This window comes from Halosolutus halophilus (genome assembly GCF_022869805.1).
Classification (GTDB): domain Archaea; phylum Halobacteriota; class Halobacteria; order Halobacteriales; family Natrialbaceae; genus Halosolutus; species Halosolutus halophilus.
On sequence record NZ_CP094974.1, the window covers coordinates 3,715,275 to 3,738,344 of the forward strand.

Below are 23,070 nucleotides of genomic sequence, written 5' to 3' on the forward strand. Positions count from 1 at the left end.
TCGCGAACCCGTGTCTAGGACTAGTACCGTCCGTTATTTTTATGTCTAACACTTCCGCAATTTTTCTTGAGTGCCGAGGCCGACCTATTACCGACAATTCAGTTCACTTATCCTGTGGAGAATTATAGGTTGCAGGTAGCAGCGCACAGCGTAAGTGCCGCGCCCGAACGATAAGAGAATCCGACTTCCATTGGCTAATTAGTATCTTTATATGTGTGCCCCCCATCTCGAGGACGGAACGCCAGAGGAAACGTCGTGGTGACGACGGGGAGCGGTGCGGATTCGGAACTCGTAGCGGACTGACCCCCTCTATTCGGAGCGCACCACTCCGCACTCCTCTCTCGTTCGAACCCCATCGATCGGACGCTTCTCGAAACGGTACTCGCCGTTCGATCGCCGGTCGGAGTCGGACGGACCGATCGCCGGCGTCCGGTGCACGACCGCGGCTATCCGCCGTCGGGCGGCCCCAACTCGAGTACGTAGTACGTCTCGTCCTCGTCGTGGAGCGTGGCGACGACGCGGCGCTCCCGATCGAGGTCGGCTGCCGCTTCCCGGTGGACGAACAGGTACCTGATTCGATCGTTCGATTCGGCCCGCATCTCCTCGACCGGCTCGATCGACCGATCGGAGTAGAACACCAGCGAGTGAAACCCGCCAGCCCGCGTGGATTCGGGGACGACGAAGACCGTCGCGTCCGGGGGCGTCTGGTGGTCGATCAGCGTCCCCGCGGCCTCCTGTTGGTCGTCCAACGCCGAGCCGCCCATTTCGACCGGTGCGGCGGTTGTAGACACGAGAAGGAGCGCGAGGGCTACGAACGCGACGGTCCGGAGCCGCGAGACGTCGACGTCGCGCCATCGCCGCCGCAGCGTCGAGTCGAGCGGCCGCTCGGCGATAACCGCGATCGCAGCGACGACGAGGACGAGCGCGAACGCGATGCCGCCGGGAATGTGGTCCTGCAGTCGGTACCGTACGAGCGAGGTCACGTCGAGTCGAAACGTAAAGACCACCGCGAGGACGCAACCCGTGACGACGCCGCCGACCGCGAGGGAGCGGTCGATCGATCGGGGCGACGCGACCAGCGAGACCAGGCGACCGACCAGCAGCCCCGCCGGAACGTACAGCGGCAGGATGTACCAGGCCTGGTTCCCGGTGACCGAAAAGAAGCTGAAGACGCTCGCGGCCCACCACAGCAGGAACGTCGTATCGCGCAGCGGTTGCGAGCGCCCCTCCGTAACCCGAAGGCGGACCGCGACGACGGCGACGACGCCGACCGCCGGGAGCAGGAAGTACAGCCACGGATCGAAGTACGAGGGAAGGTTCCGGAAGTACGGGTAGGACATGAATCCGAACGTCGTCTCGTGGAACGGTGGGAACGAGCCGCTCGCCCGATAGATCACGTGCTTGAAAACGAGTTCCTCGAGGAACAGGTTACCGTGACGGAGCCAGGCGAGGATCGGCCACGGCAACGCCAGCACGAGCGTTACCGCCGCGCCGATCGCCGCCTCTCGAGAGAGGAGCCGTCGACGCCCGAGCAGATCGAAGGGGACGAGCGCGAGGAGCGCCAGCGAGTACGTGCCGGCCGCCAGTCCCTTGACGAGGAGTGCGCCCGCCGCCGGGAACCCCGCGTACGCGAGGTATCGTCGATCGTCGGCGACGCCCTTCCAGACGAGGTAGACGAACAGGGTGCCGAAGAACACGAGCGCGGTGTCGGTTCCGCCGTTCCGACCGCCGTTCATCCCCGCGAACACCTGCGGCGTCGTCAGCCAAACCAGCCCGGCCACGAACCCCGCCCTGCGGTCGAAGAGGTCCCGACCGAAAACGTAGGCGAGCACGCCGGTCGCGATCGCGAACGTCGCCGACGGAAAGCGGGCACCGAACGCGGTGGCACCGAAGACGCGCATCGAGATCGCCTGCAGCCAGAACGCACCCGGAGGCTTCTGCAGGAAGAGCATCTCGGCGACGACGGCCCCGTCGGCGGCCCAGTCGACTCGAGGGACGAACCACGACCCGCCGCGGATCAGCCTCCGCGCGATCGACGCGTAGATCGCTTCGTCGTAGGACTGGAGCGTCGACCCGCCGAGGTCGACGTAGTAGACGTACACGCCGGCGGCGAGGAGGACGGCGATCGCGGTTCGGTCCCGATCGGTCGGGCGGAGGGTTCTGACCGAGTCGATCAGCATCGCTGCGGCGGTCCCAAGTCCGATCCGCGCTCGAGACGGTATCCTCATTCGCCGATAACCGCGATCCGATCGGAAAGATCCTGTCCCTGCCTATTCTCGGCCGCATACCATGGTAGTAGTTCGCATATTCAGTATAATACTCTTCGTGCGATCACGAATATCGGAGAGGACAATGTCTGTCCTCCGCAGTAGTAGATCCGGAATTTGTGCCCGACCGAACTGTAGACAACGCTATGATCTCCGAAAGCCGGGACGTATGAACTCGCTGTTGGCCCGACCTCGTGATCTGTCTCCGATATCTCCACGAGGGCATCACGTTGTGGACAGGCAACCTCCGTAACCAGATCCCGATTCGTCGGCGCTGACGTGGGCCCGGTATGCACTTTCGCCCATTTCCCCAGCATATGATCGAGGACTTCAGCGTGTTCGTCTTGTGGGCTGAACATGCCGATCTCGGAATCGTCGGTCGCTCTCGCGGGTCAACGCGCCGTTTCTCTGGGAGAGCGGTGGGGGCTACGGTCGGTCGAGAAATAGCGTGAGGTGACTGACGATAGTCCGGCTCTCAAGCCCACCTGCCAGCGCACCCGAGAGGACGCCGATGGTGCTGATGAACGCGCCCGTCCGGACGAGATCGACTAATCCCACCGTCGGATCTTCGAGGCTCGGCCAGTTGGACATCAGGTTCGGCGGGAAGACGACCAGCTCGATGACGAGGATGATCACCCACACGAGCGCGAACAGGCCGAGCATCGCCAGCACGAGGACGAGAAAGACCGTGACGTTGACCAGGGCCGTGTGTTCGGTGACGATCTGGTGGCGCTTTCGCGGGAAGGTGAGGTTCTGAGCGAATAGGAGGTAGACGGCGGCAGTGAGGATGCTCGCGACGGCGAACAGCCCCGCGGTCGTGTTCCCCATGTGGAATCCAACGTCCCAAGACTCGGCGCTAAAGACGATGATGAGCGTCGGCGCCACCGCCGCCGTCGACAGCTTCGGCAACGACAGCGGCAGCAGGGGAGCCCGGCTGTTGACGAGCGCCTGCAGGACCCGTCCGGAGTTCCGGATAGCGCTTCGCACGTGGAAGGCAAGCCGGGCCAGTGGTCCTCGCGGGCGGGCCTCGGCCGCGGGAATCTCCTCGACGATTCGGTGCAGGCGCGTCTCGACGTCCGCGTCCATAGGCGGGACGGCCCGCCGGTCGGGAACGAACCGGAACGGCTCCATGACTCCGCCATCGGCGTCGCGGTGACGAGCGCCCAGCACGTGTCCGACGAGGTGGACCAGCAGCGTCGCCGCGTTCCAGCGGACGGCCTCGTGATCGAGCGAGCGCTGGGGCTGGTCGCGGGGTCCGCTGCGGAGGTGCCGGGTCGAGACGACGGCGACACGCGAGAGCGGGGACGCCAGACCAGAGACGAACCGCTCCCTGCTCGATACGAGGGGGACGTCCGTCACGACGACGACCATGTCGTACGGCCCCTGGACCATCCGGTGAGTGGCACGGTCGAGGAACTCAGACGGCCTGCGCCGGTCGTGGTCGGCGAGCCGCGCGGAGTCCTCGAGGTAGAACCGCCAGGTGACGTCCGTGGCCGACGCCAGTTCGTCAACTGCGTCCTCGGCCGCCCGCGTGGCGAACGTTCGGAGCCGGCTGGAGTCGGTCCCGGGCGCGTGGGCGACGAGCACCCCGACGTCGACCTGCAAATCGACAGAGCCCTCGCACTCGGCTGCCACCAGCTCGGGTTCCTTGCGTCGGCTCGGCCGGGAACCACTCATTCGGACGACTGTTATCCGCGAGCACACTAATGGCCTGTGGCTAAAACAGAACTCGGATGCCGGGCGAGTCGTGCGTGCCGAGACCCCTCTTCACTCGTATCCCTCGACGCCGGTCGCGCGCAGGTACTCCGTCAGCAGCGTCGGGAACAGACCCCCGTACGTACGGGAGGCCGAACTCGTCGGCCCACGAGATGATGCTCCGGTCCTCGATGACCACGCCCGCGTTCGAGTTCCCGCGCGAGGACGAGCAGGTCGAAGTCCTCGCGGGAGTCGAATACGCCCCACCGAAGCGCCTCGCGGTACTTGTCGCGCATATCCGAGAGGACCCACAAGCGCCTCAACAGAGACGATGCAGCGTCACTCGTGCGCGCGCTCCATCGGGAGACGAGTCTCTTCGTGACGGATGCGGTTCCGTCGTGCCCGTTGACGCGGAGGTCGTGGCCGTAGTGAAACGGTTCCAGTACATCGATCAATCCCGCAGAGACACGAAGTTCGTCTTCTCCCCGATCAGAGGCACCAGACTGACGCGCGAGCGGATCAGGAAGTCGGTGCGAAAGGCTGCGGACGAAGCCAACGAAATGGACGAGGGCGAAACCCGGTTCCACAAGAAGTTCACACCGCATACGTTCCGGACCGTCTTCACTACCGAGATGCGGAAGCGAGGGATGCCCGACTACGTCCTCCAGTACATTCGCGGTGACAGCGAAAGCGAGACGATGGACATCTACACCGATTGGCTTTGGTGGAAGCCCCATCAGAGAGAGGGACGGCCCTTGCTCCTCAGTACAGGGGAAGCAGTGACCGGAGTGCGCTTCAATCTCTCAGGGGATCGTTGATTTCTGTAACCTGTTGAGGTACAGCACTCCGCTCACGGCGGCAATCATGAGGCTAACCGATAGTGTCAGCAAGAACCCTGCTACCTCGACAATCAACATAACGACAGTAACGGACGCGATAAACACAGATGCAAGCGCAAGTTCTCGATACATATATTATATTTCTTAACCACTCCTGAAATATATTGCGGGTTTGACTTCGAGGACGACCACGACGCAACCCAACCCACCGAGGCAGAACAAGGTTGAACCGAATCGCCGAACGTTTCTCGGGGCACTCGGAATCGGAGTTGCTGGCTTCAGCGTGGCGGGAAGCTCCCGAGCCAGCGTAGTTACCCCCACGTCACAGAACCAGGACGGGATTCCAGCAGAACTCCCGAGCGCCATCGAAATTGACGCCGAGGACAAGACCGTCACCCTCCCGCTGTTTCAGGGCCGAGGACCCGACGACGAAGACGTTCACTACGTGCTCACGGAGACTTCTGGACTCGACCACGCGCTCAGATTGGGCCTGAACTGGGCACCGAAACTCAGGAATGCACTCGAGACGCCGGCAGTCCAAGAGGTGAGTATGGGGATGTCCGAGCAGTTCGAGCCACGCAATTCCCAAATTCGCTTCGCGGGAACCGTCGATTTCTCCTCCGACCGGAACGTCGCACCGGGACCGGACGGCTTCCCGCTTGACGCCGAGAACACCCAACCTGGTTCGGTGGGCGACGACGCGTACAGCCCCTTCGTGACGACGCCGAGTCGGAACGTCGTCTTCAACGCGCCGCACGTCGAGAACTCCACTGGTGAGCATGACGGTCTGGTCGAGATCGACAAGGAATCGATGACCGTCACCCTGGAGCTCGTCGAGGGGTTCTACGAGGAGCGTGGCGAACTCTACCTTAGCACTGATGCCTACCCTGCTGACGTGGCGGCACTCGAAGGCGCGACGCACGCCCCGACGCTCAGTGGGGCTCCTGCGGCCGGCGACCGGGATCTTGAAAGCTCCGCCCGCGAGCCGATATTCCCGATCGTGAACGGGCCGATGGGCGAAGACAATCCGGAACGTCAGGGCCTCCGGTCCGCCGTTGCGGGTGAGGGTGGTCCGCTCAACGTCACTCGCTCCGACCAGGTCTGCCACGACCCACAAGGTCCGACCGACTGCTCGCTGTTTTACAGCCCACTTTGGGACGTCCATCCCATCGTATGGACCGAAGCGGCGATCGAAGAAGGACGCCGTCGGCGACTGACCGACCGCGAGGAGATAATCGAGTTGGTGCTGGCGGGAGACCTTGCCAGCGCGGCCGACGGTCCAGTCAACTCGCTCCTCGGGAACGTTCGGGCGGCGAACGCGGCGGTGAACTGTCCGATCATCTCAGTGGAGGAAGAAGGATCCCAATCAAGACCCTCCGACCCATATATTGCATAAATTATATTTATTGCGAACTTCACGGTTCGCGATGAGCTTGGCTTTGCGTACGAAAAGTTAGTCAGGACGGATCTATCAAAGAAACCGTTCATCGGCCTGCTTTGATTGGACTGTTGACTTCGATGCGTTGAGCCAGCCTGTGTCCGCCTCACTCGGAACATCGAAGTTAGGAACGAACGGTTTGATATCCAGCAACGGCGTCTGATCAACTACGTCGATTCCCCTAACAGTCACTTCGTGATCTGTGACGGAATCGATCTCGACAACAGAGAGTCCAATCGGATTCGGACGCCGTGGTGCCCGCGTGGCAAAGACCCCTCTTTTTTCGTCATCAAGAAACGGTTCAACCTGCAAGGAAGCAGTGTCAGGAGATGCATGAAAATGATACAGCAAGATACAGTGAGTAAACCCGTCCAGATCCTGCAAACCGTCCGCGTATGACTCGTCAACCTCGACAGTTCCCACTGCGGCATCTGCCCCAACCGGTTGGATCGGCATTCCGTCCGGCGATTCGAAAGGCGTCCGGATCACTCCGATCGACTCGTACTTGAACTGGTCTTCAGACGCGTCTATAGTTCGGTCTTCGAGTGAGAAATCAGTGTCGTGACCGATACGCGTCTTCTATTCAGCAGACCTTGATCGAACTGCCGAACTGCTGTCAAGAAGGGCGTGCTAAATAGAGAGAACGTGTACACGAGTGATGTAGATAGACCGTTCGTCTTTCCAGCGGAGGTCACCGAATTCACGGCCGTGTTTGCGATCGACGACCGACGATCAATCGACGTCATTCGGCGTGGCGATCCAGTTTTCCTGTTCAACCCACGTCTCGACATTATCACGCCAGTCGAAATCACAGTACCCGACACCCTCATCAATTTGGATAACAGTCTGGGCCTCGATTCGGGTTACGTTCTCACTATTTAATATGCAGTGATTCGCCGCCGTCTCCGGGCGCAATGCGTAGAGCCACTTTGAGTCGTATCGCCTCACGACGACGTTATACACTTCCGCTGTTCCATCGATGAAGTGGACTGTCGTCGGTTCTTTCTCGTCGCCATCAGTATCACTCATCTGTGTCAAACCCACCTATGTCGGAATACACAGCGGAGTGTGTTAGTAGTTAGCACTGCGGGTTACTCGCGCCTTGTATTCTCGTCGATGTCGTTCCGCCCACGTCGATGGCGCAGACTGATGCTGTGTCATCACGGCCGGAAGTGTGCGCGGTTCTCAGAGAAACTATTCAAAATTGGGATGGTTTTACGGTGCTGAATACAGAGGATGTATGCCGGAGGCTCTCCACATTTGTTCCTCCCCATTCCACGCCGAATCACCTGCTTGCTGGAAGTATCCATCGTACACCATGGCTGGAAAAAACCTCTTTGGAGTGGGAGACCGTATCAGTACCCATGGTTCACAATCTCGACGATGTCGACCGAGGTATTCTCCACCTTCTCCAAGAGAGCGCGCGAGGAGCCACAGCTACAGAGATGGCCGATATGGTTGGAACCTCGGCCAGCACAGTGCGAAACCGTATCGAGTACCTTGAGGAGGGCGTGATTCGTGGCTATCACCCCGAGATCGACTACGAGGAGGCCGGATTCGAACTCCATCTGTTCATCGTGTGTCGAGCGCCGACTGCGAAACGAACCGAACTGGCCAAGAAGGCGTTAGATCTCCCCGGTGTGATCAACGTTCGTGAGATGACAACCGGCAGCCACAACATCCACATTGAGTCTGTGGCCGTCGATTCCGATATGGCGGACGAGACCCTCACGGGTATCGAGGACCTCGATCTCGAAATAATCTCCAGCCAGATCATCAAAGATTATCACGTTCAACCGTTCGACCACTTCGGAATGGATTTATTTGAGGACTGATCACCCGGCACGTATATCCTGCCGTATCCTTTTGGATAGATCCTATCCGGGTATCGTGCCAGATCACAGCAAGAGTTTGTCTCGTTGATAGACCGGGAGACGTACGTGTCGAAGAACAGCTACCGGGTGCGACACGGGAGTAGCGTCGGGTAAGTCGGTGAAACTGAACGATCGAGATCATCCCACGCTGTTATTTCCCGCACATCTCGGCGACAACCTGTTTAATCCGAAGCGCCTGTAACTGTGGACACAACAGTCACTCTTCCGCGTGTGGAACGTGGTAGCACACATGATTGCGCATTCCTCAGACCAAAATGTCCGGGACGACGTGGTGGAAAACGGTGACGTATTTGATGCGTTGTCGGACGATCAGCGGCGTCAACTGCTCGTCGACTTACTGGACAGCGAACCGCTACGGGTATCAGACCTATCCGACGCGTCTCGGGAACTGATCGAAGCCCACGAGGCACTCCTCGATCAGTTTTTATCGGGGCAGTTGGAGATACCCGGAGTAGACAGGGAACTCATCCAGAAACGCCGCGTTCACCTTCCCAAACTGGCAGAGTATGGTTTTGTCGAGTGGCATCCAGAGGACCGTCTTGTAACGAGAGGTCCTCGGTTCGACGAATTAAAACCCTCTCTCGAACTGATGGAGGACCAGCGGACGGATTGCCCTGCAACCGAACCTTTTGTCAGTTTCCGTGGATAAAGAACCGTCAGTGTGCCCCTCTGCACGGCCTGCTACCTGTATCGACCAATTTATATTACGCGGTTTTCACGTGACCTCTGTACTACACACGCGCCCTCTATTCAGCAGAAACTGAACGAACCACAGAACTGCTGTCAAGAGGGGGCGTGCTGCATACAGTATGCAGTACGGGTGGTTCGATTATTTCACTCGTTTCACACTGAACCTGCCGCTCACTGGCATCGATTGTCGTCCAGAGTCGGGAGACGTCGACGAATTGACCGACTTTCCGTGAAGGGATTCGTCAATTGACGATACTTAGTTTTATTATTGTCGAGTAGGTCCCCTCACGTGATGCAAGCAGTCCAATTTGAGACGCATGGAGACCGCGACGTTCTCGAATACGGCGAGTTTCCTGACCCCGAGATCGATCGTGATGAGGTACTGGTCAACGTGAAGGCCGGCGCGCTCAACCATCTGGACATCTGGACGCGCCGGGGACTGCCGGGAGTCGATCTCGACATGCCCCACGTCCCAGGGAGCGACGCCGCAGGGGTCGTCGAAGCGGTCGGCGAGGGCGTGACGCGGTTCGAACCCGGCGACCGGGTCTGTGTGATCGCGGGAAAAAGCGGCGGGAACGACGAGTTCAGCCGGAAAGGTGATCCGACGCTCGCGCCGGACTTCCACATCATCGGTGAGCACGTTCGCGGCGTCCACAGCGAGTACGCCGCGCTGCCGGCGGCGAACCTCGCACCCGTTCCCGAGGGTATCGACTGGGAGACGGCCGCGGCCGCTCCGCTGGTGTTCCAGACCGCGTGGCGCATGATCAGGGATCGTGGTGGGCTGAAATCCGGTGAATCAGTCCTCGTCCTCGGTGCGTCGGGCGGTGTCGGCCACGCTGCCGTCCAGGTCGCAGCCCACGCTGGAGCAGAGGTGTTCGCGACGGCGAGCACCGACGAGAAACTGGCCTACGCGGAGGAAGTCGGCGCCGACCACACTATTAATTACGAGGAGGCTGACTTCGCCAGCGAAATCCGCGAGTTAACTGGTGGTCGCGGTGTCGACATGGTGGTCGACCACGTCGGCGCTCAGACCTGGCAGTCTTCGCTCAAAAGCCTCGTGAAAGGCGGACGGGTCGTCACGTGCGGGGCGACCACGGGCGGCAACCTCGAAACCGACCTCAACCGCATCTTCTGGAACCAGCTTACGGTCATCGGTTCGACGATGGCAACGCCAGGCCAGGCCGAGGAAGCGCTCGAACTCGTCTGGGACGGTACTTTCCAGCCGCGTATCCGCGAGACGCTCCCGATGAGCGAGATCAAACGTGCCCACGAGATGCTCGAGAACCGCGAGGGCTTCGGCAAGGTCGTCGTCGTCCCTGATAGCGAACTGTAGTCGCCGTCGCCCGAACCGATTTCCAGACCCGGGTGTGACCGGGTCTGGAGAGATATCGAAATAAACCTGTCTGGCCGGTCAAATACACTCGTTGTGCCCCTCTTCGATCCCCTCGTGCTCGTTCTTGACAAGCCTCTCTCCGCCCACTAATGTCGAACAACCGACGCTGAAACGTCGCTTTCTACCCCGAATGAGAGTGACTTTTCCTCCAAATACCCATCCGATACCTGCCCGTACTGCAACCCCCTCGAGCGTCACAGTTTCCGTTCCCTCACCAGTAACGTCGACCGTCTCCGTATCCCGATCCTCGTTAGTCCGTTCACCGATTAGTAGAACAATGTCCTAGATCGTCTCCGTTGGGCCGGTGTTCTCGACTTCCACCGTCAGTTCAAAGTCGTAAATCTCCACGTCCTGCACCGATACATCGGGCTCTACACGCTCGACGACGAGAATGGGCGCCTCGAGTACGCCCTCGATCTCCCCGACGGTTGCCTGTGTGGAGTCCTCATTGTGGATACGTCGCCGATATCGTCCTCGTCCGTGTCGCACCGCAGCGTCACGCTGTCTGAATCGCCGCTCGCGAGGTCGACCCACTCGCCGACGACACCCTCCTGACCGTTGTCGTCGAGGACGATCTCCTGGCGGTCTCTCATCTCGCTTCTGTTTTCGATCGCAACACTCACTTCGAACGTCTCATCCGGGCTCACGGGATCGTTCGTCTCGGTGATCGTCACCTCGAATTCGCTCCGGGCTTTCCACGATTCCGAATCCGTGGCTGCCCTCTACCCGTCGAAGACCCACGCAGGTCGTGTGTAGTTTGTAGCATCGTGGCGGACGGCGAAGGCATGGAGCCACAATCCGCCGACCGTTTTCCATGCCACTCGAATTATATAATAATAGGTATGTAGGTCGTTCCATACTTTAGAATATATGTTCAGCGAGATTTTAGTTTTCCCGTTTGCCGTACCGAGATCGGAGCCCGCGTCGGCAGAACGCAGTCGGAACATGCGTCGCATCATCAACGAGAAACACGACGTCTGCGTCGTCATGGTTCTCGGTTTGATCTCGCAAGAGGATTTCCATCAGGGAGTCATTATCGTGGAAAACCGTGTGCAAAGCGGTTTATTCGATTCTGGATCGACAACGGCGTACTGCCAGTATTAGTCGACCGTCGATCCGAACCACGGTTTCGCCGATCGCAACGTGATCCGTCTCCGTCCCGGTTGTTGGTCGGCTCTATGTCCTCACTTCCGATCTGATCAGTGAACTTACTTGACTCCAGAACTCTCTAAAGACTATTTTGTACTCGAAAGTGAGATGTTTTGTAGACGTAAATAATTTCCTTACGATAGTTCGACCTCGTCGTCACGGTAGAACTCGCTGGTGCTGACGATGGACGATCGATATCCATCAGTCACTCCATAAATTACGTTTTCTTGAGTTTTTCTTTGGGCGATGATATAAAAATTATTAACGTCGATAGAATAATACTGTTGCGTATCAAATCTAGAGGGGATGTACCCGATAGATGACAAGCCCCTCGCGAGCGATGGCAAGATCGTCATCCTGGCGTACGATCACGGAATAGAGCACGGGCCGGCGGACTTCACCGAGATGCCGGAACGCGCGGATCCAGATCCGGTGTTCGAGGCCGCCACGCATCCAGCTGTGACCTCGCTCGCCGTCCAGAAGGGAATCGCCGAGGGGTATTACCCCTCCTACGAGGATGACGTGGACCTGCTGATGAAACTCAACGGGACCTCGAGCCTCTGGATGGGCGAACCCGACACTGCGGTCAACTGCTCCGTGGACTACGCTACCGAGGTTGGCGCTTCGTCGGTCGGATTCACGATCTACGCCGGAGCGAACAACGAGGTCGGCATGGCAGAGGAGTTCCGCGAGGCCCAGGAGCGCGCCCGCGAGTACGACCTCCCGGTAGTGATGTGGGGGTACCCGCGCGGCCAGGGCGTCAAAAACGCCTCGAAGCCGAAGGTCATCGAGTACGCCGCACGACTGGGACTCGAACTCGGCGCAGACGTGACGAAGGTCAAGTACCCCGGCTCACAGAGCGCGATGGAGGACGTCGTCCAGATAGCCGCGGGCTCGAAAGTCGTCATGTTCGGCGGATCGAAGACCACCGATCGTGACTTCCTCGAGGAGGTGAAGGCCACGATGAACGCTGGCGGGGATCGTCGCAGTCGGCAGGAACGTCTGGCAACACGAAGAACCCATGACGATTCTCGACGCACTGGAGGCGGTCGTCTTCGAGGACGCAACCGTCGATACCGCACTGACGAACGCGGGAATCGACGATGGACACGCCGATGAGTGACCCCACTGTCGAGGAGGTGTTCGACGTCGTCGCCGCGACCGCCCCCGAAATTCGCGCGACGCTCGTCGATCGCGTCGAGTTCGAGAGCGAGGAGAATCCGAGCGGTGAGGAACAGATTGCGGCCGACGTCTACGCCGACCGGCTGCTCGAGGAGCGATTGCTCCCCATCGACGGTGTGGGCCAGTACGCCAGCGAAGAACGCGACGAACTCGTTACCGACGGCGAGGGGTACGGCGTCGCAGTCGATCCGGTCGACGGCTCGTCGAACATCGAGACCAACAACGCGGCCGGGACCATCGCCGGCGTCTACGATGCTCCGCTCCCCGCCAGCGGTGATCGGCTCGTCGGCGCCGCGTACGTTCTCTACGGGCCACGAACGACGATGGTCACTGCCGCCGAGGGGACCGTTACCGAGTACGTCATCGAGAACGGTGAACGGAACACTGTCCGGGAGGACGTCCGTATTCCTGACGAGCTCGGCGACCACGGCGTGTACGGGTTCGGCGGTCGCGTCCCCGAGTGGCCCGCCGACGTCGAAGCCTTCGTCCGCGAGATCGAGCAGGAACTCAAACTCCGCTACAGTGGTGCGATGATCGGCGACGTGAACCAGGTGCTCACCTACGGCGGGATCTTCGCGTACCCTCCACTCCGATCGGCACCCGAGAGTAAGCTCCGCCTGTTGTACGAGGGCAATCCCATCGGCTACATTGCGGAGGCTGCCGATGGGCGTTCCTCGGACGGCGAACGATCGATCCTCGCCGTGCCCGCGGACGACCTGCACCAGCGCGTTCCCGTTCACATCGGAACGACCGAGTACGTCGATAGGCTCGAAGCTGCGCTGGACTGACGACTGGAGGCGTCACCGGTCACGCGCCAGTCGGTTCAGCGCGTACACGATCCGGAGGACGTCGCTTGCAGATCCCTGGTCGAAAACGAGTTCGTCCGCCGCGAGAACGTGATTCAGGACGGACTGTGACGCGTGATCCGGGGCAGCAGCGAGGCCTGCATCGTTTTCGGCGACCCAGCGCATGACTCGCAGGTCACTCTTGGAGTCACCCATGACGATCGCGAACGGGTCGTCGATCCCGAGCACGTCGAACGCCGCTTCGACGCCGACCACCTTGCTCAGTTCGAGGCTGCCGATTTCGGCGGCGTCGCCCTCGTAGTAGCCGACGTCGATCCGATCGAACACGCTCCGTACGTCCTCGGGAGCGTCATCCGCAGCGGCAGCCGGTATCGCTCCTTCCTGCTCGAGAACCAGACGAATTTCGGAGTCCTGCTCGGCGTAGTAGGCGCGCGCCCAATCGCGAGACGTCTCGTCCTCGACGTCATCGACGTGTTCGAGAGCGGTGACGGCGTCGCCGAGGAGATCGAGTTCGTAGACCAGCGCTTCGTCGATGATCTCCCGTGCAGCGGTCGATCCCGTCTCGAAGTTGGGTTTCATCGTGATGTTGAACTCGTTTCCCTGGAGGTGACAGCCCTTGCGCAGCCGATCTGGGGCCGCCGAGAGGATGCGCGATCGGATGTCGTCGAACACGGCCTGGATCTCGTCGTCCAGTTCCGCGTAGAGCAACTGCTTGGTATCGCTGCCGTGTCCCGGTGTGAACACGCCCGTCCCGGTTTCGTACACGATGCTTACGTTTCCCGAGTGGACGAGTTCGCTGCCCAATCCCTGGATGGCGAACCCTTTGACGTTTTCCAGGGTCTGACCGGTGCAGATGACGATCGGAACGCCCTCCTCGTGGAATTCGGTCAGGAGATGAAGCGTGTCACGCGGAATTTCGTTGTCGGTGCTCCCCGTCGAGCGCAGCGTCTCGTCGACGTCGAGGACGAACACGTTCACTGCGCGGCCGTACTTGCCGTAGAGGTCGAGCGCGGTAAACGCCTGGTCCCGCGTCGCGCGGGTAGCGAGGTCCGCGAACGTCGCCCCGACGCCGGGGAAGGATTCACGGACTTCCGTCTTGCCGTCGACGAGTTCCTCGTTGACCTCCTGCCACCGATCGAGCGCGACGCGGGAATCGATCGCGGGAAAGAGATCGACGAGGTCCTGCAGGGCGCGAAGGGTGTCGGTGTCGTGGTCCTCGTACAGTCGATAGAGTTGTTCGTATCGTTCCATACGAAACCCACGATTGGCAGTAAAATAAACGTGGGTCCAGATTCGACGATCACGATCGGTTCCGGTGAATCGGCGCACGGTTACCCGTCCGCGAATCGTCCGTCAGACGTCAGTGCGACCATACAATAATAACGCTCGGGTGTGAATGACTAACAGTGATCGTGGATGCAGAACGTAGTCCTTGAAGACAAGACCATCGAAGCCTACGTGTCGGATATCGACGATCAACAGCGCCAAAAGATCCGCGAAGTAGCGGAGGAGCTCACAAACGTGCGGGTGGCCCACGTCAACTCGACGGCGAGTGGTGGTGGGGTCGCGGAGATCGTCCAGTCGCTGGTGCCGCTCCTGAACGACGTCGGTGTCGAGACGGATTGGCTGGTCATGGACGCCACGGCCGAATTCTTCGACGTGACGAAGGCCATTCACAACGGCCTTCAGGGCGAACAGAGCGAATTCACCGACGACATGCGCGAGACCTATCGGCCCGTTACCGTCGAGAACGCGGAGGCCCTCGGCGAGACGTACGACGTGATCGTCTTGCACGACCCACAGACGCTCGGGATGGCACCGACGCTGGCCGAGCGGTTCCCGGAGACGGCCTTCGTCTGGCGGTGCCACATCGATCTTACGGCGGCAGCGCCGGCGTTCCTCGAATTCCTCCAGTCGTACCTCGATCCGATCGACCGAGCGGTATTCACCCTCCCGGAGTACGGTGAGTCGATAACGGGTGTCGAAAAGGTGGTAGTCCACCCAGCGATCGACCCGTTTACCGAGAAGAACCGACCGCTCGAAGAGCTATCGGGCGAGGCCGCTGAAGCGGCCGATCCCGAGCGCTATCCGTTCGATACGGACAGACCGTTGATCGTACAGATCTCGCGATTCGACCCCTGGAAGGATCCGCTGGGTGTGGTAGACGCCTATCGAGACGTGACGGAGACGATTCCCGACACCCAGCTCGCGCTCGTCGGGAGCAGGCCCGACGACGATCCCGAAGGGATCGTGGTGTATCGCGAGGTGGAGGAGGCGACGTCCGACGATCCTGACGTTCATCTCTTGTCGGATCTTCCCGACGCCGGGATCAACGCCCTGCAGCGGGGTGCCGACGTCGTCCTTCAGAAGTCGTTACGCGAAGGATTCGCGCTAACTGTCGCGGAGGCGCTGTGGAAGGAGACACCCGTCGTCGGATCGAACGTCGGTGGCATTCCACTCCAGATCGAGGACGGGGCCAACGGATACCTCGTCGAACCGGATGACATCGCCGCGACTGCCGATCGCGTCACCCGACTGCTCGACGACGAGCGGAACCGCCAGTTCGGTGAACGGGGACGCGAGACGATCCGTGAGCGATTTCTGCTTCCCCGTCTGGTTTCCGACTATCTGACGTTGATCGCAGACGTGTCTCGACCGAGTGTCGAGCCGTAACTCCACCGCCTCTTCGTTTCGTTCGGTAGTTCAGGTCCGCCTCGCGGTACGAATTGCGTCTCGGAGTCCATTGCACACCGGTGTTTGTAGCCTCGACTGCCAGTGGCGTCGACAGCGGAGGGTCTCTCTTCGCCGATCGGTCACGACGACAGAACCTCACACCGGAATGGAGCGGGGTTCACGTGACTGCTCCGGTTGTCAGGTGTCTAGGACTCCCGTTCGCGGGCGTGAGCCCCGTCGTGGCACATAACGACTACTTACTGATCCGAAATATATTACAATAGTACCTATGTAAATCACTGTCGCTCATATCACCACCACAACACTATTGCGGTCGGCTATCACAACCCATTCACGATAGTCCATAATTTACGCCGCGTCGTATGTAGTTTTCACATCACGGAAATGATATTTGTGACGCCGAGCTCGACAGTCCGATTTCGAGGATTCTTTCCGGTGTGAATCGCTGGGACGGGTCTCCGTTCAGCCTCCTCGAGTCACGTTCCGAGTCCACGAACGCGTCGCAGAACTCGGACCGAAACGGGTTATCCGCTCTCACCGCTCCTCTCGCAAAAAGGGCGTTGCTGGCAAATTCGTGTTCGCTGCGGACTCGCAGGAAGGATCCGGATGAGGCTATCTGCCCGAGAGCACGATCCCTTGTCGCCCAGGAGAAACTCCATGTAGGAGGGTACCATAGTCAGCGGTATGATAGACGAGACGGTGACCGAGATCGAGGAAATGCAGACGCAAAGCGCCTCGATCGTCGCGGTGAAGGCTGCCAGAGCGCTCCGCGAGTTGACCGAACGGGAGTACTATACTGTCGAAGAATACCTCCGGTCGCTGAGCCGGAACAGTGCGGCTCTCCATCGGGCGAGTCCGTCGCACGCAACGCTGTACACGACACAACGGCGTATCGTCACCGAAGTTACCGAGTCGAATCCTGCTGCCGTCGACGAAGCGAAAGAGCGAACGCTGACCGCTATCCAGGCCGTCGTCACGGACGTCGAGTCGAGCAAGGACCATGCCGCGGAGCGAGCAGCGACGGTCATCGAGGACGGTGACGTGCTGTTGACCCACGAGAACTCCTCGACGGTGATGGCAACTCTCGAGTACGCTCTCGATGCGAACAAACAGTTCGAGTTGTACGTGACGGAATCTCGGCCCCGGTTCATCGGGCGGCGAACCGCCCGCCAGCTATCCGACCGCGATGGTGTAGCGGTAACGCTCATTACCGACAGTGCTGCGGGACACTTTCTCCCCACGTGTGATCGAGTCATGGTCGGCATGAACTGTGTCATCGAAGGGACCGTCTACAACCGCGTGGGGACGTACCCGATCATCGCAACCGCCGCCGATTCGGACGTGCCGGTAACGGTCGTCGGATCGTCGACGAAGTTCATCGACACCGGCTTCGTATTCGAAAACGAACACCGATCGCCGTCCGAAGTGCTGCTCGAACCATCTGACGGATTCGACGTGGCGAATCCGGCGTACGACGCGACGCCGGTCAGGCTCCTCGATACGATCGTTACGGACGAGCAGACACACGAGTGCTGACAGATCCGGGTGAATCGTCTCTGAGGGACGGGAGCGCTCGCTCCCCACTCAACGCCACCGATACTTATTTCCTCCTCGTCGATGGATTTGTTATGTGGTACCAATACCCAATCACCTCACTGTACTTCGGTACGCGAAATCGATTCGCCATTCTCTGGGGTGCGGAGATACGAACTCAGACGGAACGGCGCGTTGAAATCGGCGGGAATGCATCGATTGGACATCGACCCACGACGAGAAATTCACACCAATGACCGACCGACCCGAAGCAGAACGCACCACGATTAGCGAACACAGTCGCAAAATTCCCTGCCCGACTGACTCACCGATTACGGGCAGGCTCACTGACTTCGGACTGCTAGGCGAAATACGCGCTCACGAACACGAAACTGAGACGGGTTTCGTGGGAACGGAGAACGGTACGGGAGGGTCCCGTGACCGTCGACCGCACCTCCCAGACCGATGTCGTCGTCCTCGGCGGTGGTTCGACGGGCTGTGGCATCGCTCGCGATCTCGCGATGCGCGGGATAGAGGTCACGCTCGTCGAGAAGGGAAACCTGACCCACGGGACGACAGGCCGGATGCACGGGTTACTCCACAGCGGCGGTCGGTACGCCGTCTCGGACAAGGAGAGCGCGAAAGAGTGCGTCCAGGAAAACTACGTCCTCCAGGAGATCGCGGATCACTGTATCGAAATGACCGGCGGACTCTTCGTCAAACGGCCCGAGGATACCGACGAGTACTTCAGAAAGAAATTGCGAGGGTGCCGGGAGTGTGATATCCCGACCAAAGTACTCACCGGGGAGCAGGCCCGCGAGATGGAGCCGTACCTCGCGACCGATATCGACCGCGCGATCTGGGTTCCCGACGGAGCCGACGTGATCGCTTCCTGTACCTCCTGTTCGCTGTCGCTTCGTCAGGGGTACCCGGAGCTATTCGACATCGAGGGCACCGAGGACGTCTCCGACGATACGTTCGAGGCCCTCGAGTATCTCCGTATCCACGAGAACCTCGAGTCGGAACTCGACGACACGACGGTCGACTTTCCGGACCTCGCCTACCACGCCCCCTGTCACGCCCGGAACCAGGGCCTTGCTCGGCAAGCCCTCGAGACGTTTCGCGAGGTGGAGGGGGTCACCATCGAAGACGTCGGCGACTCCTGTTCGGGCATCTCCGGAACCCACGGCTGGAAAGCGGAGAAGTACCACACCTCGATGGAGATCGGTGAGGAGATGTTTCACCACATGGCCGACGCCGAAGGCGACGTCGGGATGATCGAGTGCCCGACGTGTGCGATGCAGATGGAACACGGAACGGGCTACGAGATCCGACATCCGCTCCAACTGCTCGAGGCCGCGCTGGTGGAGTGACCACGCTCTCGACGCCTCTCTTACCGAGAACCACTCGTCTTCGATGACCCATCACTGGAACGATCGTCCGAGTCGCCGTACGCGGACCGCCGTTACGGTGCGGTAAGTTTAAACAGATCGTGGCCATTGTTCACAAGGTACAGGAGACCGTACTCGTGGCTGTAGCGGGCACGAGGCGAACGATCACGACCGGAGAAATCAGACATGTCATCACAGAACTCGTACGTAGGCGCGATCGATCAGGGAACGACCGGCACACGGTTCATGGTATTCGACCGGAGCGGGAGGATCATCACCAGCGCCTACGAGAAACACGAACAGATCTACCCGGAACCGGGATGGGTCGAACACGACCCAGTCGAAATCTGGGAGACCACGAAGCAGGTTATCGAGGATGCACTCAGATCGGAAGCAATAGCCGCCGAGCAGCTCTCGGCGATCGGTGTCACCAACCAGCGCGAGACGACCGTGGTGTGGGAACGGGATACAGGTAACCCCGTTCACAACGCGATCGTCTGGCAGGATCGTCGGACGACCGACCGGATCGAAGAACTCGAGGAGGAAGGCAAGATAGAAACGATACGCGAGAAGACCGGGCTCGAGGCGGACGCGTACTTCTCGGCGACCAAAGCCGAGTGGCTGCTCGACAACGCTGCCCCGGTCAAGATGCAGCGCTCGCGACCAGCCGAGTTCCGAGAGCGGGCGGCAGACGGGGAGCTCTGCTTCGGAACGATCGACTCCTGGGTGATATACAACCTCACCGGCAACCACATCACGGAGGTCACGAACGCCTCGCGGACGATGCTGTACAACATCCACGACCTCGAGTGGGACGACGACCTCCTGGAGGAGTTCAGGGTTCCAGAGGAAATGCTGCCGGAGGTACGTCCCTCCAGCGACGAGGCGTACTACGGATCGACCGATCCGGACGGCTTCCTCGGCGCCGAGATTCCGGTCGCGGGTGCCCTGGGCGACCAGCAGGCAGCGCTGTTCGGACAGACGTGCTTCGATCCTGGTGACGCGAAGAACACCTACGGGACGGGCTCGTTCTTCCTCACGAACACCGGCAACGAGGCCGTCGAGAGCGATCACGGCCTGTTGACGACGATCGGCTTCCAGCGCTCGGGCGAACCGGTCCAGTACGCGCTCGAGGGAGCGATCTTCGTGACGGGAGCGGCGATCGAGTGGCTCGAGGACATCGGCCTGATCGACGACCCCGGCGAGACCGAGCGGCTGGCTCGAAGCGTCGACTCGACGGACGGCGTGTATATGGTACCGGCGTTCACCGGACTGGGGGCCCCGTACTGGGACGGACGCGCTCGGGGCGCGATCGTGGGAATGACCCGGGGGACCCGACGGGAACACATCGTTCGAGCGACGCTCGAATCGATCGCCTTCCAGACGCTCGACGTTGCCGATGCGATGGAGGCCGACACCGGACTCGAGATCACGAGTCTGAAGGTCGACGGCGGCGCGGTGAAGAACAACTTCCTCTGTCAGCAGCAGGCCAACATACTCGACATAGAGATCGTCCGTCCCGAAGTCGACGAGACGACGGCGCTGGGCTCCGCGTACGCCGCGGGTCTCGCCGTTGGCTACTGGGACAATCTCGACGAGCTTCGAGAGAATTGGCAGGTCGATCGGGCGTTCACTCCCGAAGAAACCGACGACGTCGACGAACGCCACGAGCGGTGGCGTGAAGCGATCGACCGTGCCCGCGACTGGGCTCGCGAGGAGTGATACCGATGCGAGTTCATCATCGCGCTTGTGATCGCCGGGTTCGCCGGTGGACCGTTCGGGGCTGCGATCGGCTCACTGCCGGCGTTCGTCTTCACCGGTTCATGGTCATCGCGGGTGAGAGTTCCACGTACGTCATTCCCGAGTTGGGGGGGATTACCAGCGTGCTCGCGTTCTGCGCCCCGAAGCTGCGTGTCTGTGCTGAAGCCGACAGCGAAGAACGAGTCCGTGACCTGCTCGAGGACGGGGGGAGCGTCGTCGAACCACTGATCTGAAAGCCGAGACGTCGGCAGAATCCTCGATATTCGTCCGACGTGGCGGATCTCTGCTGGACGATCCGAAAACAGAGGGCGTCTCAGTCCGTTACCGGTCGAATTGAGATTCCTCGGTAATCAACGCCCGGGCGATTCTGAGGTCCTCGATCTGAACGTCTTCGCCGACGATCGTCTCGTCGAGATCGCAGTTGTGTATCTCGGCGTTCGGATAGACCAGCGTCGTCTCGAGGCTCGCATCGGTTACTTCAGCGCCCTCCATGACGTGAACGGTCTCGCCGACCTCGCAGTTCTCGAGGGTCGCGTCTGGGTGGACGAGCGACTCGCCGTCCAGTTCCCAGTCGACGGCTTCGAAGTACGAGGCCGGCGCGCCGATGTCGAACCACGTACTGTCGAACGTGAATGCGTAGACCGATTCGCGTGACTGGAGCCACTCGATGTACCAGCCCGGCTCGTCGGGATTGTTCTCGCCGGCGAGGTACTCCGAGAACCGAACTGAGTCGGCAGGGAACGCGTAGCAGGCGATCGAAACGAGCGTGCTCTTTGGCTCGTCGGGTTTCTCCTGAAAATCGACGAGTCGCTCGCCGTCGAGTTCGACCAGGCCGTAGGATTTGGCTTTCTCCCGCGACCCGACATCATACGCAGCGATGACGGGTGCCTCTCGCTCCTCGAAGTAGTCGAGGAACTCCGGAAGATCGAAGCCGATGAGGTTGTCGCCTGCGATGACGAACAGATCGTCGTCGATTCCCTCGCGATCGCAGAGTTGGGCAAGCGCGCCGACGACGCCGAACTTGCCCGCCTCTTCGCTGGTTTTCTCGACCGACAACTGAGCCTTCTCGTACTCTTTCTCTTCGATGTGTGACTCGAAGTCCTCCGCAAAGGCCTCGTTGGTACTCAGATAGGTGGTCTCGATGCGATCGTCGTTCTCCAGCGCACGCAGTATCCGATCGATAACGGTCGTTTCTCCGACCGGAAGGAGCATCTTCGGGCGATGACGAGTGATCGGCCAGAGCCGGGTTGCATACCCCCCAGCCAGCACTATCGCCTCCATGCGTTCGTCTCGCAGTCGACCGGCAAAAGTATGTGTGATGGTAACAATGCTAGCGATCGGTTACACTGCGTCCCCGACTCCGGTCCGACCGGAGACCCTGGTACATGTGGGATTAGGACCCTCACGGCGGATTTCGGAGATGCTGTGGTCGGGGGCGGATCCGACGAACCGTGGCCGTACATACTCGGTTCCACTGCCGACCAACACTGCCTCGATGATCTGTACTGCAGTGGAATCCGTTCTCGACGCGACGGAATCCGATGTAACGGCCCGTCCACGACGAATTGGTGTTCGTGGAGTATCTATCTCGGGCGCAGTACATGAACGAAACGCTGTAGTGGAATTATACCGGTGCTGTTCAGATTAGAGTTTGAAGGAACGAGCCGGTGAATTTCGTGGTGTCAATGTCAGAATCCACCGGCCTCGACGGCTCTAGCACGGAGATTCAGTTAGGCTTTGTGGAGCGTGAGGCGACACCGCACGAGCTGGTGCAGTCGCGTACCAGCACAATCCGCCCGAATTGTCACATTCGGATACTGTTTCTACCTTAGAGAAATACGGTGTCAAACGGACAGAATCGATCGTCCACGACTGGGTGCAGAAAGCCGAACTACAGCCGACAGAAGGGAAACGACCGGATCACGTTGCGCTTGACGAACCCGTGATCCAACTCGGGGATCAGCGCTACTGGCTGTACGCTGCGATCGATCCCAAAACGAACGAATTCCCGCATATCTGGCTCTATCCAACGCGGACAATTGCGCTGACGTCGATATTTCTCGGTGAACTTCGAGAAAAACACGATATCGCTGACGCCGTATTTCTCGTCGATTCAGCGCCGTTGCTCAAAGCCGCGCTCCACGATCTAGGACTCCGATTTCGATACGAAAGACACGGAAGTCGGAACGCTGCCGAACATGTCTTTTAAGAAATACAACACCATACCTACCAGCTTGAAGACTATTTTAGAAACGCCGAACATGAAACCGTCGAAACAAGGCTTCAGAGCTACGCATGCTGCTGAAACCAGCTAATCTGAACAATGCCAGTGCGTGC

The 23,070-nt window shown here is 60.1% G+C and carries 18 protein-coding genes and 3 pseudogenes; 13 read left to right on the plus strand and 8 right to left on the minus strand.

Annotated features, from left to right (window positions below):
- Positions 1–446: 446 nt before the first annotated feature.
- From MUG98_RS18275 to MUG98_RS18285, 3 genes and pseudogenes are all read right to left on the minus strand, one after another.
- Complete coding sequence (locus MUG98_RS18275; protein WP_265108855.1) at positions 447–2,228, minus strand: ArnT family glycosyltransferase; 1,782 nt, start codon at positions 2,226–2,228, stop codon at positions 447–449.
- Positions 2,229–2,693: 465 nt separating this feature from the next.
- Positions 2,694–3,944, minus strand: coding sequence for a zinc metalloprotease (locus MUG98_RS18280; RefSeq protein WP_265108856.1), 1,251 nt, complete (start codon positions 3,942–3,944; stop codon positions 2,694–2,696).
- 90 nt (positions 3,945–4,034) lie between these two features.
- A pseudogene (locus MUG98_RS18285) lies at positions 4,035–4,270 on the minus strand (PIN domain-containing protein); the annotation flags it as partial.
- A gap of 120 nt (positions 4,271–4,390) precedes the next feature.
- Here MUG98_RS18285 and MUG98_RS18290 point away from each other — a divergent pair.
- Together MUG98_RS18290 and MUG98_RS18295 are read left to right on the plus strand one after the other, a co-directional pair.
- Entirely contained in the window at positions 4,391–4,780 is a 390-nt protein-coding gene (locus tag MUG98_RS18290; protein ID WP_265112487.1) for a site-specific integrase, read from the plus strand.
- 304 nt (positions 4,781–5,084) lie between these two features.
- Entirely contained in the window at positions 5,085–6,197 is a 1,113-nt protein-coding gene (locus tag MUG98_RS18295) for a hypothetical protein (RefSeq protein ID WP_265108857.1), read from the plus strand.
- Between the two features lie 75 nt (positions 6,198–6,272).
- Here the strand turns inward: MUG98_RS18295 and tsaA are convergent, their stop codons facing one another.
- Positions 6,273–6,695, minus strand: coding sequence for a tRNA (N6-threonylcarbamoyladenosine(37)-N6)-methyltransferase TrmO (gene tsaA / locus MUG98_RS18300; RefSeq protein ID WP_265108858.1), 423 nt, complete (start codon positions 6,693–6,695; stop codon positions 6,273–6,275).
- 276 nt (positions 6,696–6,971) lie between these two features.
- On the minus strand, positions 6,972–7,268 hold the full coding sequence (locus MUG98_RS18305) for a hypothetical protein (RefSeq protein ID WP_265108859.1): 297 nt from the start codon (positions 7,266–7,268) through the stop codon (positions 6,972–6,974).
- 335 nt (positions 7,269–7,603) lie between these two features.
- Between MUG98_RS18305 and MUG98_RS18310 the strand changes: the two genes are divergently transcribed.
- The 3 genes from MUG98_RS18310 (at position 7,604) to MUG98_RS18320 (ending at position 10,157) form a co-directional block, all read left to right on the plus strand.
- Complete coding sequence (locus MUG98_RS18310) at positions 7,604–8,074, plus strand: Lrp/AsnC family transcriptional regulator (protein ID WP_265108860.1); 471 nt, start codon at positions 7,604–7,606, stop codon at positions 8,072–8,074.
- A 289-nt stretch (positions 8,075–8,363) separates the two neighbouring features.
- Entirely contained in the window at positions 8,364–8,783 is a 420-nt protein-coding gene (locus MUG98_RS18315; RefSeq protein ID WP_265108861.1) for a DUF7344 domain-containing protein, read from the plus strand.
- Positions 8,784–9,116: 333 nt separating this feature from the next.
- Positions 9,117–10,157, plus strand: coding sequence for a zinc-binding dehydrogenase (locus MUG98_RS18320; RefSeq protein ID WP_265108862.1), 1,041 nt, complete (start codon positions 9,117–9,119; stop codon positions 10,155–10,157).
- A 431-nt stretch (positions 10,158–10,588) separates the two neighbouring features.
- On the opposite strand, the gene MUG98_RS18325 is transcribed toward MUG98_RS18320, so the two are convergent.
- Positions 10,589–10,891: a hypothetical protein gene (locus tag MUG98_RS18325; RefSeq protein WP_265108863.1), complete on the minus strand. Its 303-nt coding sequence runs from the start codon at positions 10,889–10,891 to the stop codon at positions 10,589–10,591.
- Positions 10,892–11,672: 781 nt separating this feature from the next.
- Between MUG98_RS18325 and MUG98_RS18330 the strand changes: the two are divergent.
- A pseudogene (locus tag MUG98_RS18330) lies at positions 11,673–12,489 on the plus strand (class I fructose-bisphosphate aldolase).
- Positions 12,482–13,336: a class 1 fructose-bisphosphatase gene (locus tag MUG98_RS18335; RefSeq protein WP_265108864.1), complete on the plus strand. Its 855-nt coding sequence runs from the start codon at positions 12,482–12,484 to the stop codon at positions 13,334–13,336. Before MUG98_RS18330 ends, MUG98_RS18335 begins: the two are co-directional and overlap by 8 nt.
- Positions 13,337–13,348: 12 nt before the next feature.
- Here MUG98_RS18335 and MUG98_RS18340 read toward each other — a convergent pair whose 3' ends face one another.
- Positions 13,349–14,605, minus strand: coding sequence for an HAD family hydrolase (locus tag MUG98_RS18340; protein WP_265108865.1), 1,257 nt, complete (start codon positions 14,603–14,605; stop codon positions 13,349–13,351).
- 165 nt (positions 14,606–14,770) lie between these two features.
- Here MUG98_RS18340 and MUG98_RS18345 point away from each other — a divergent pair, with 165 nt between their 5' ends.
- The 5 genes from MUG98_RS18345 to MUG98_RS18370 all read left to right on the plus strand — a co-directional run bounded on the left by MUG98_RS18345 (position 14,771) and on the right by MUG98_RS18370 (position 20,961).
- Complete coding sequence (locus tag MUG98_RS18345; protein WP_265108866.1) at positions 14,771–16,027, plus strand: glycosyltransferase; 1,257 nt, start codon at positions 14,771–14,773, stop codon at positions 16,025–16,027.
- Positions 16,028–16,732: 705 nt separating this feature from the next.
- Entirely contained in the window at positions 16,733–17,584 is an 852-nt protein-coding gene (locus MUG98_RS18350) for an eIF2B alpha/beta/delta subunit family protein (protein ID WP_265108867.1), read from the plus strand.
- A gap of 518 nt (positions 17,585–18,102) precedes the next feature.
- Entirely contained in the window at positions 18,103–18,954 is an 852-nt protein-coding gene (locus MUG98_RS25575) for an FAD-dependent oxidoreductase (RefSeq protein ID WP_425601100.1), read from the plus strand.
- 204 nt (positions 18,955–19,158) lie between these two features.
- Complete coding sequence (glpK, locus tag MUG98_RS18365) at positions 19,159–20,694, plus strand: glycerol kinase GlpK (protein WP_265108868.1); 1,536 nt, start codon at positions 19,159–19,161, stop codon at positions 20,692–20,694.
- 27 nt (positions 20,695–20,721) lie between these two features.
- Complete coding sequence (locus tag MUG98_RS18370; protein WP_486606244.1) at positions 20,722–20,961, plus strand: hypothetical protein; 240 nt, start codon at positions 20,722–20,724, stop codon at positions 20,959–20,961.
- A 93-nt stretch (positions 20,962–21,054) separates the two neighbouring features.
- On the opposite strand, the gene MUG98_RS18375 is transcribed toward MUG98_RS18370, so the two are convergent.
- Positions 21,055–22,014: a nucleotidyltransferase family protein gene (locus tag MUG98_RS18375; protein ID WP_265108870.1), complete on the minus strand. Its 960-nt coding sequence runs from the start codon at positions 22,012–22,014 to the stop codon at positions 21,055–21,057.
- Between the two features lie 404 nt (positions 22,015–22,418).
- Here MUG98_RS18375 and MUG98_RS18380 point away from each other — a divergent pair.
- Positions 22,419–23,038, plus strand: a pseudogene (locus MUG98_RS18380) (IS6 family transposase).
- Positions 23,039–23,070 lie beyond the last annotated feature (32 nt).

Coding starts and splice junctions, on each gene's coding strand:
- MUG98_RS18275 (WP_265108855.1), bottom strand. CDS start 2,228: ATGAGGATACCGTCTCGAGCGCGGATCGGACTTGGGACCGCCGCAGCG.
- MUG98_RS18280 (WP_265108856.1), bottom strand. CDS start 3,944: ATGAGTGGTTCCCGGCCGAGCCGACGCAAGGAACCCGAGCTGGTGGCA.
- tsaA (WP_265108858.1), bottom strand. CDS start 6,695: ATGCCGATCCAACCGGTTGGGGCAGATGCCGCAGTGGGAACTGTCGAG.
- MUG98_RS18305 (WP_265108859.1), bottom strand. CDS start 7,268: ATGAGTGATACTGATGGCGACGAGAAAGAACCGACGACAGTCCACTTC.
- MUG98_RS18310 (WP_265108860.1), top strand. CDS start 7,604: ATGGTTCACAATCTCGACGATGTCGACCGAGGTATTCTCCACCTTCTC.
- MUG98_RS18315 (WP_265108861.1), top strand. CDS start 8,364: ATGATTGCGCATTCCTCAGACCAAAATGTCCGGGACGACGTGGTGGAA.
- MUG98_RS18320 (WP_265108862.1), top strand. CDS start 9,117: ATGCAAGCAGTCCAATTTGAGACGCATGGAGACCGCGACGTTCTCGAA.
- MUG98_RS18335 (WP_265108864.1), top strand. CDS start 12,482: ATGAGTGACCCCACTGTCGAGGAGGTGTTCGACGTCGTCGCCGCGACC.
- MUG98_RS18340 (WP_265108865.1), bottom strand. CDS start 14,605: ATGGAACGATACGAACAACTCTATCGACTGTACGAGGACCACGACACC.
- MUG98_RS18345 (WP_265108866.1), top strand. CDS start 14,771: ATGCAGAACGTAGTCCTTGAAGACAAGACCATCGAAGCCTACGTGTCG.
- MUG98_RS18350 (WP_265108867.1), top strand. CDS start 16,733: ATGATAGACGAGACGGTGACCGAGATCGAGGAAATGCAGACGCAAAGC.
- MUG98_RS25575 (WP_425601100.1), top strand. CDS start 18,103: ATGCGCGGGATAGAGGTCACGCTCGTCGAGAAGGGAAACCTGACCCAC.
- glpK (WP_265108868.1), top strand. CDS start 19,159: ATGTCATCACAGAACTCGTACGTAGGCGCGATCGATCAGGGAACGACC.
- MUG98_RS18375 (WP_265108870.1), bottom strand. CDS start 22,014: ATGGAGGCGATAGTGCTGGCTGGGGGGTATGCAACCCGGCTCTGGCCG.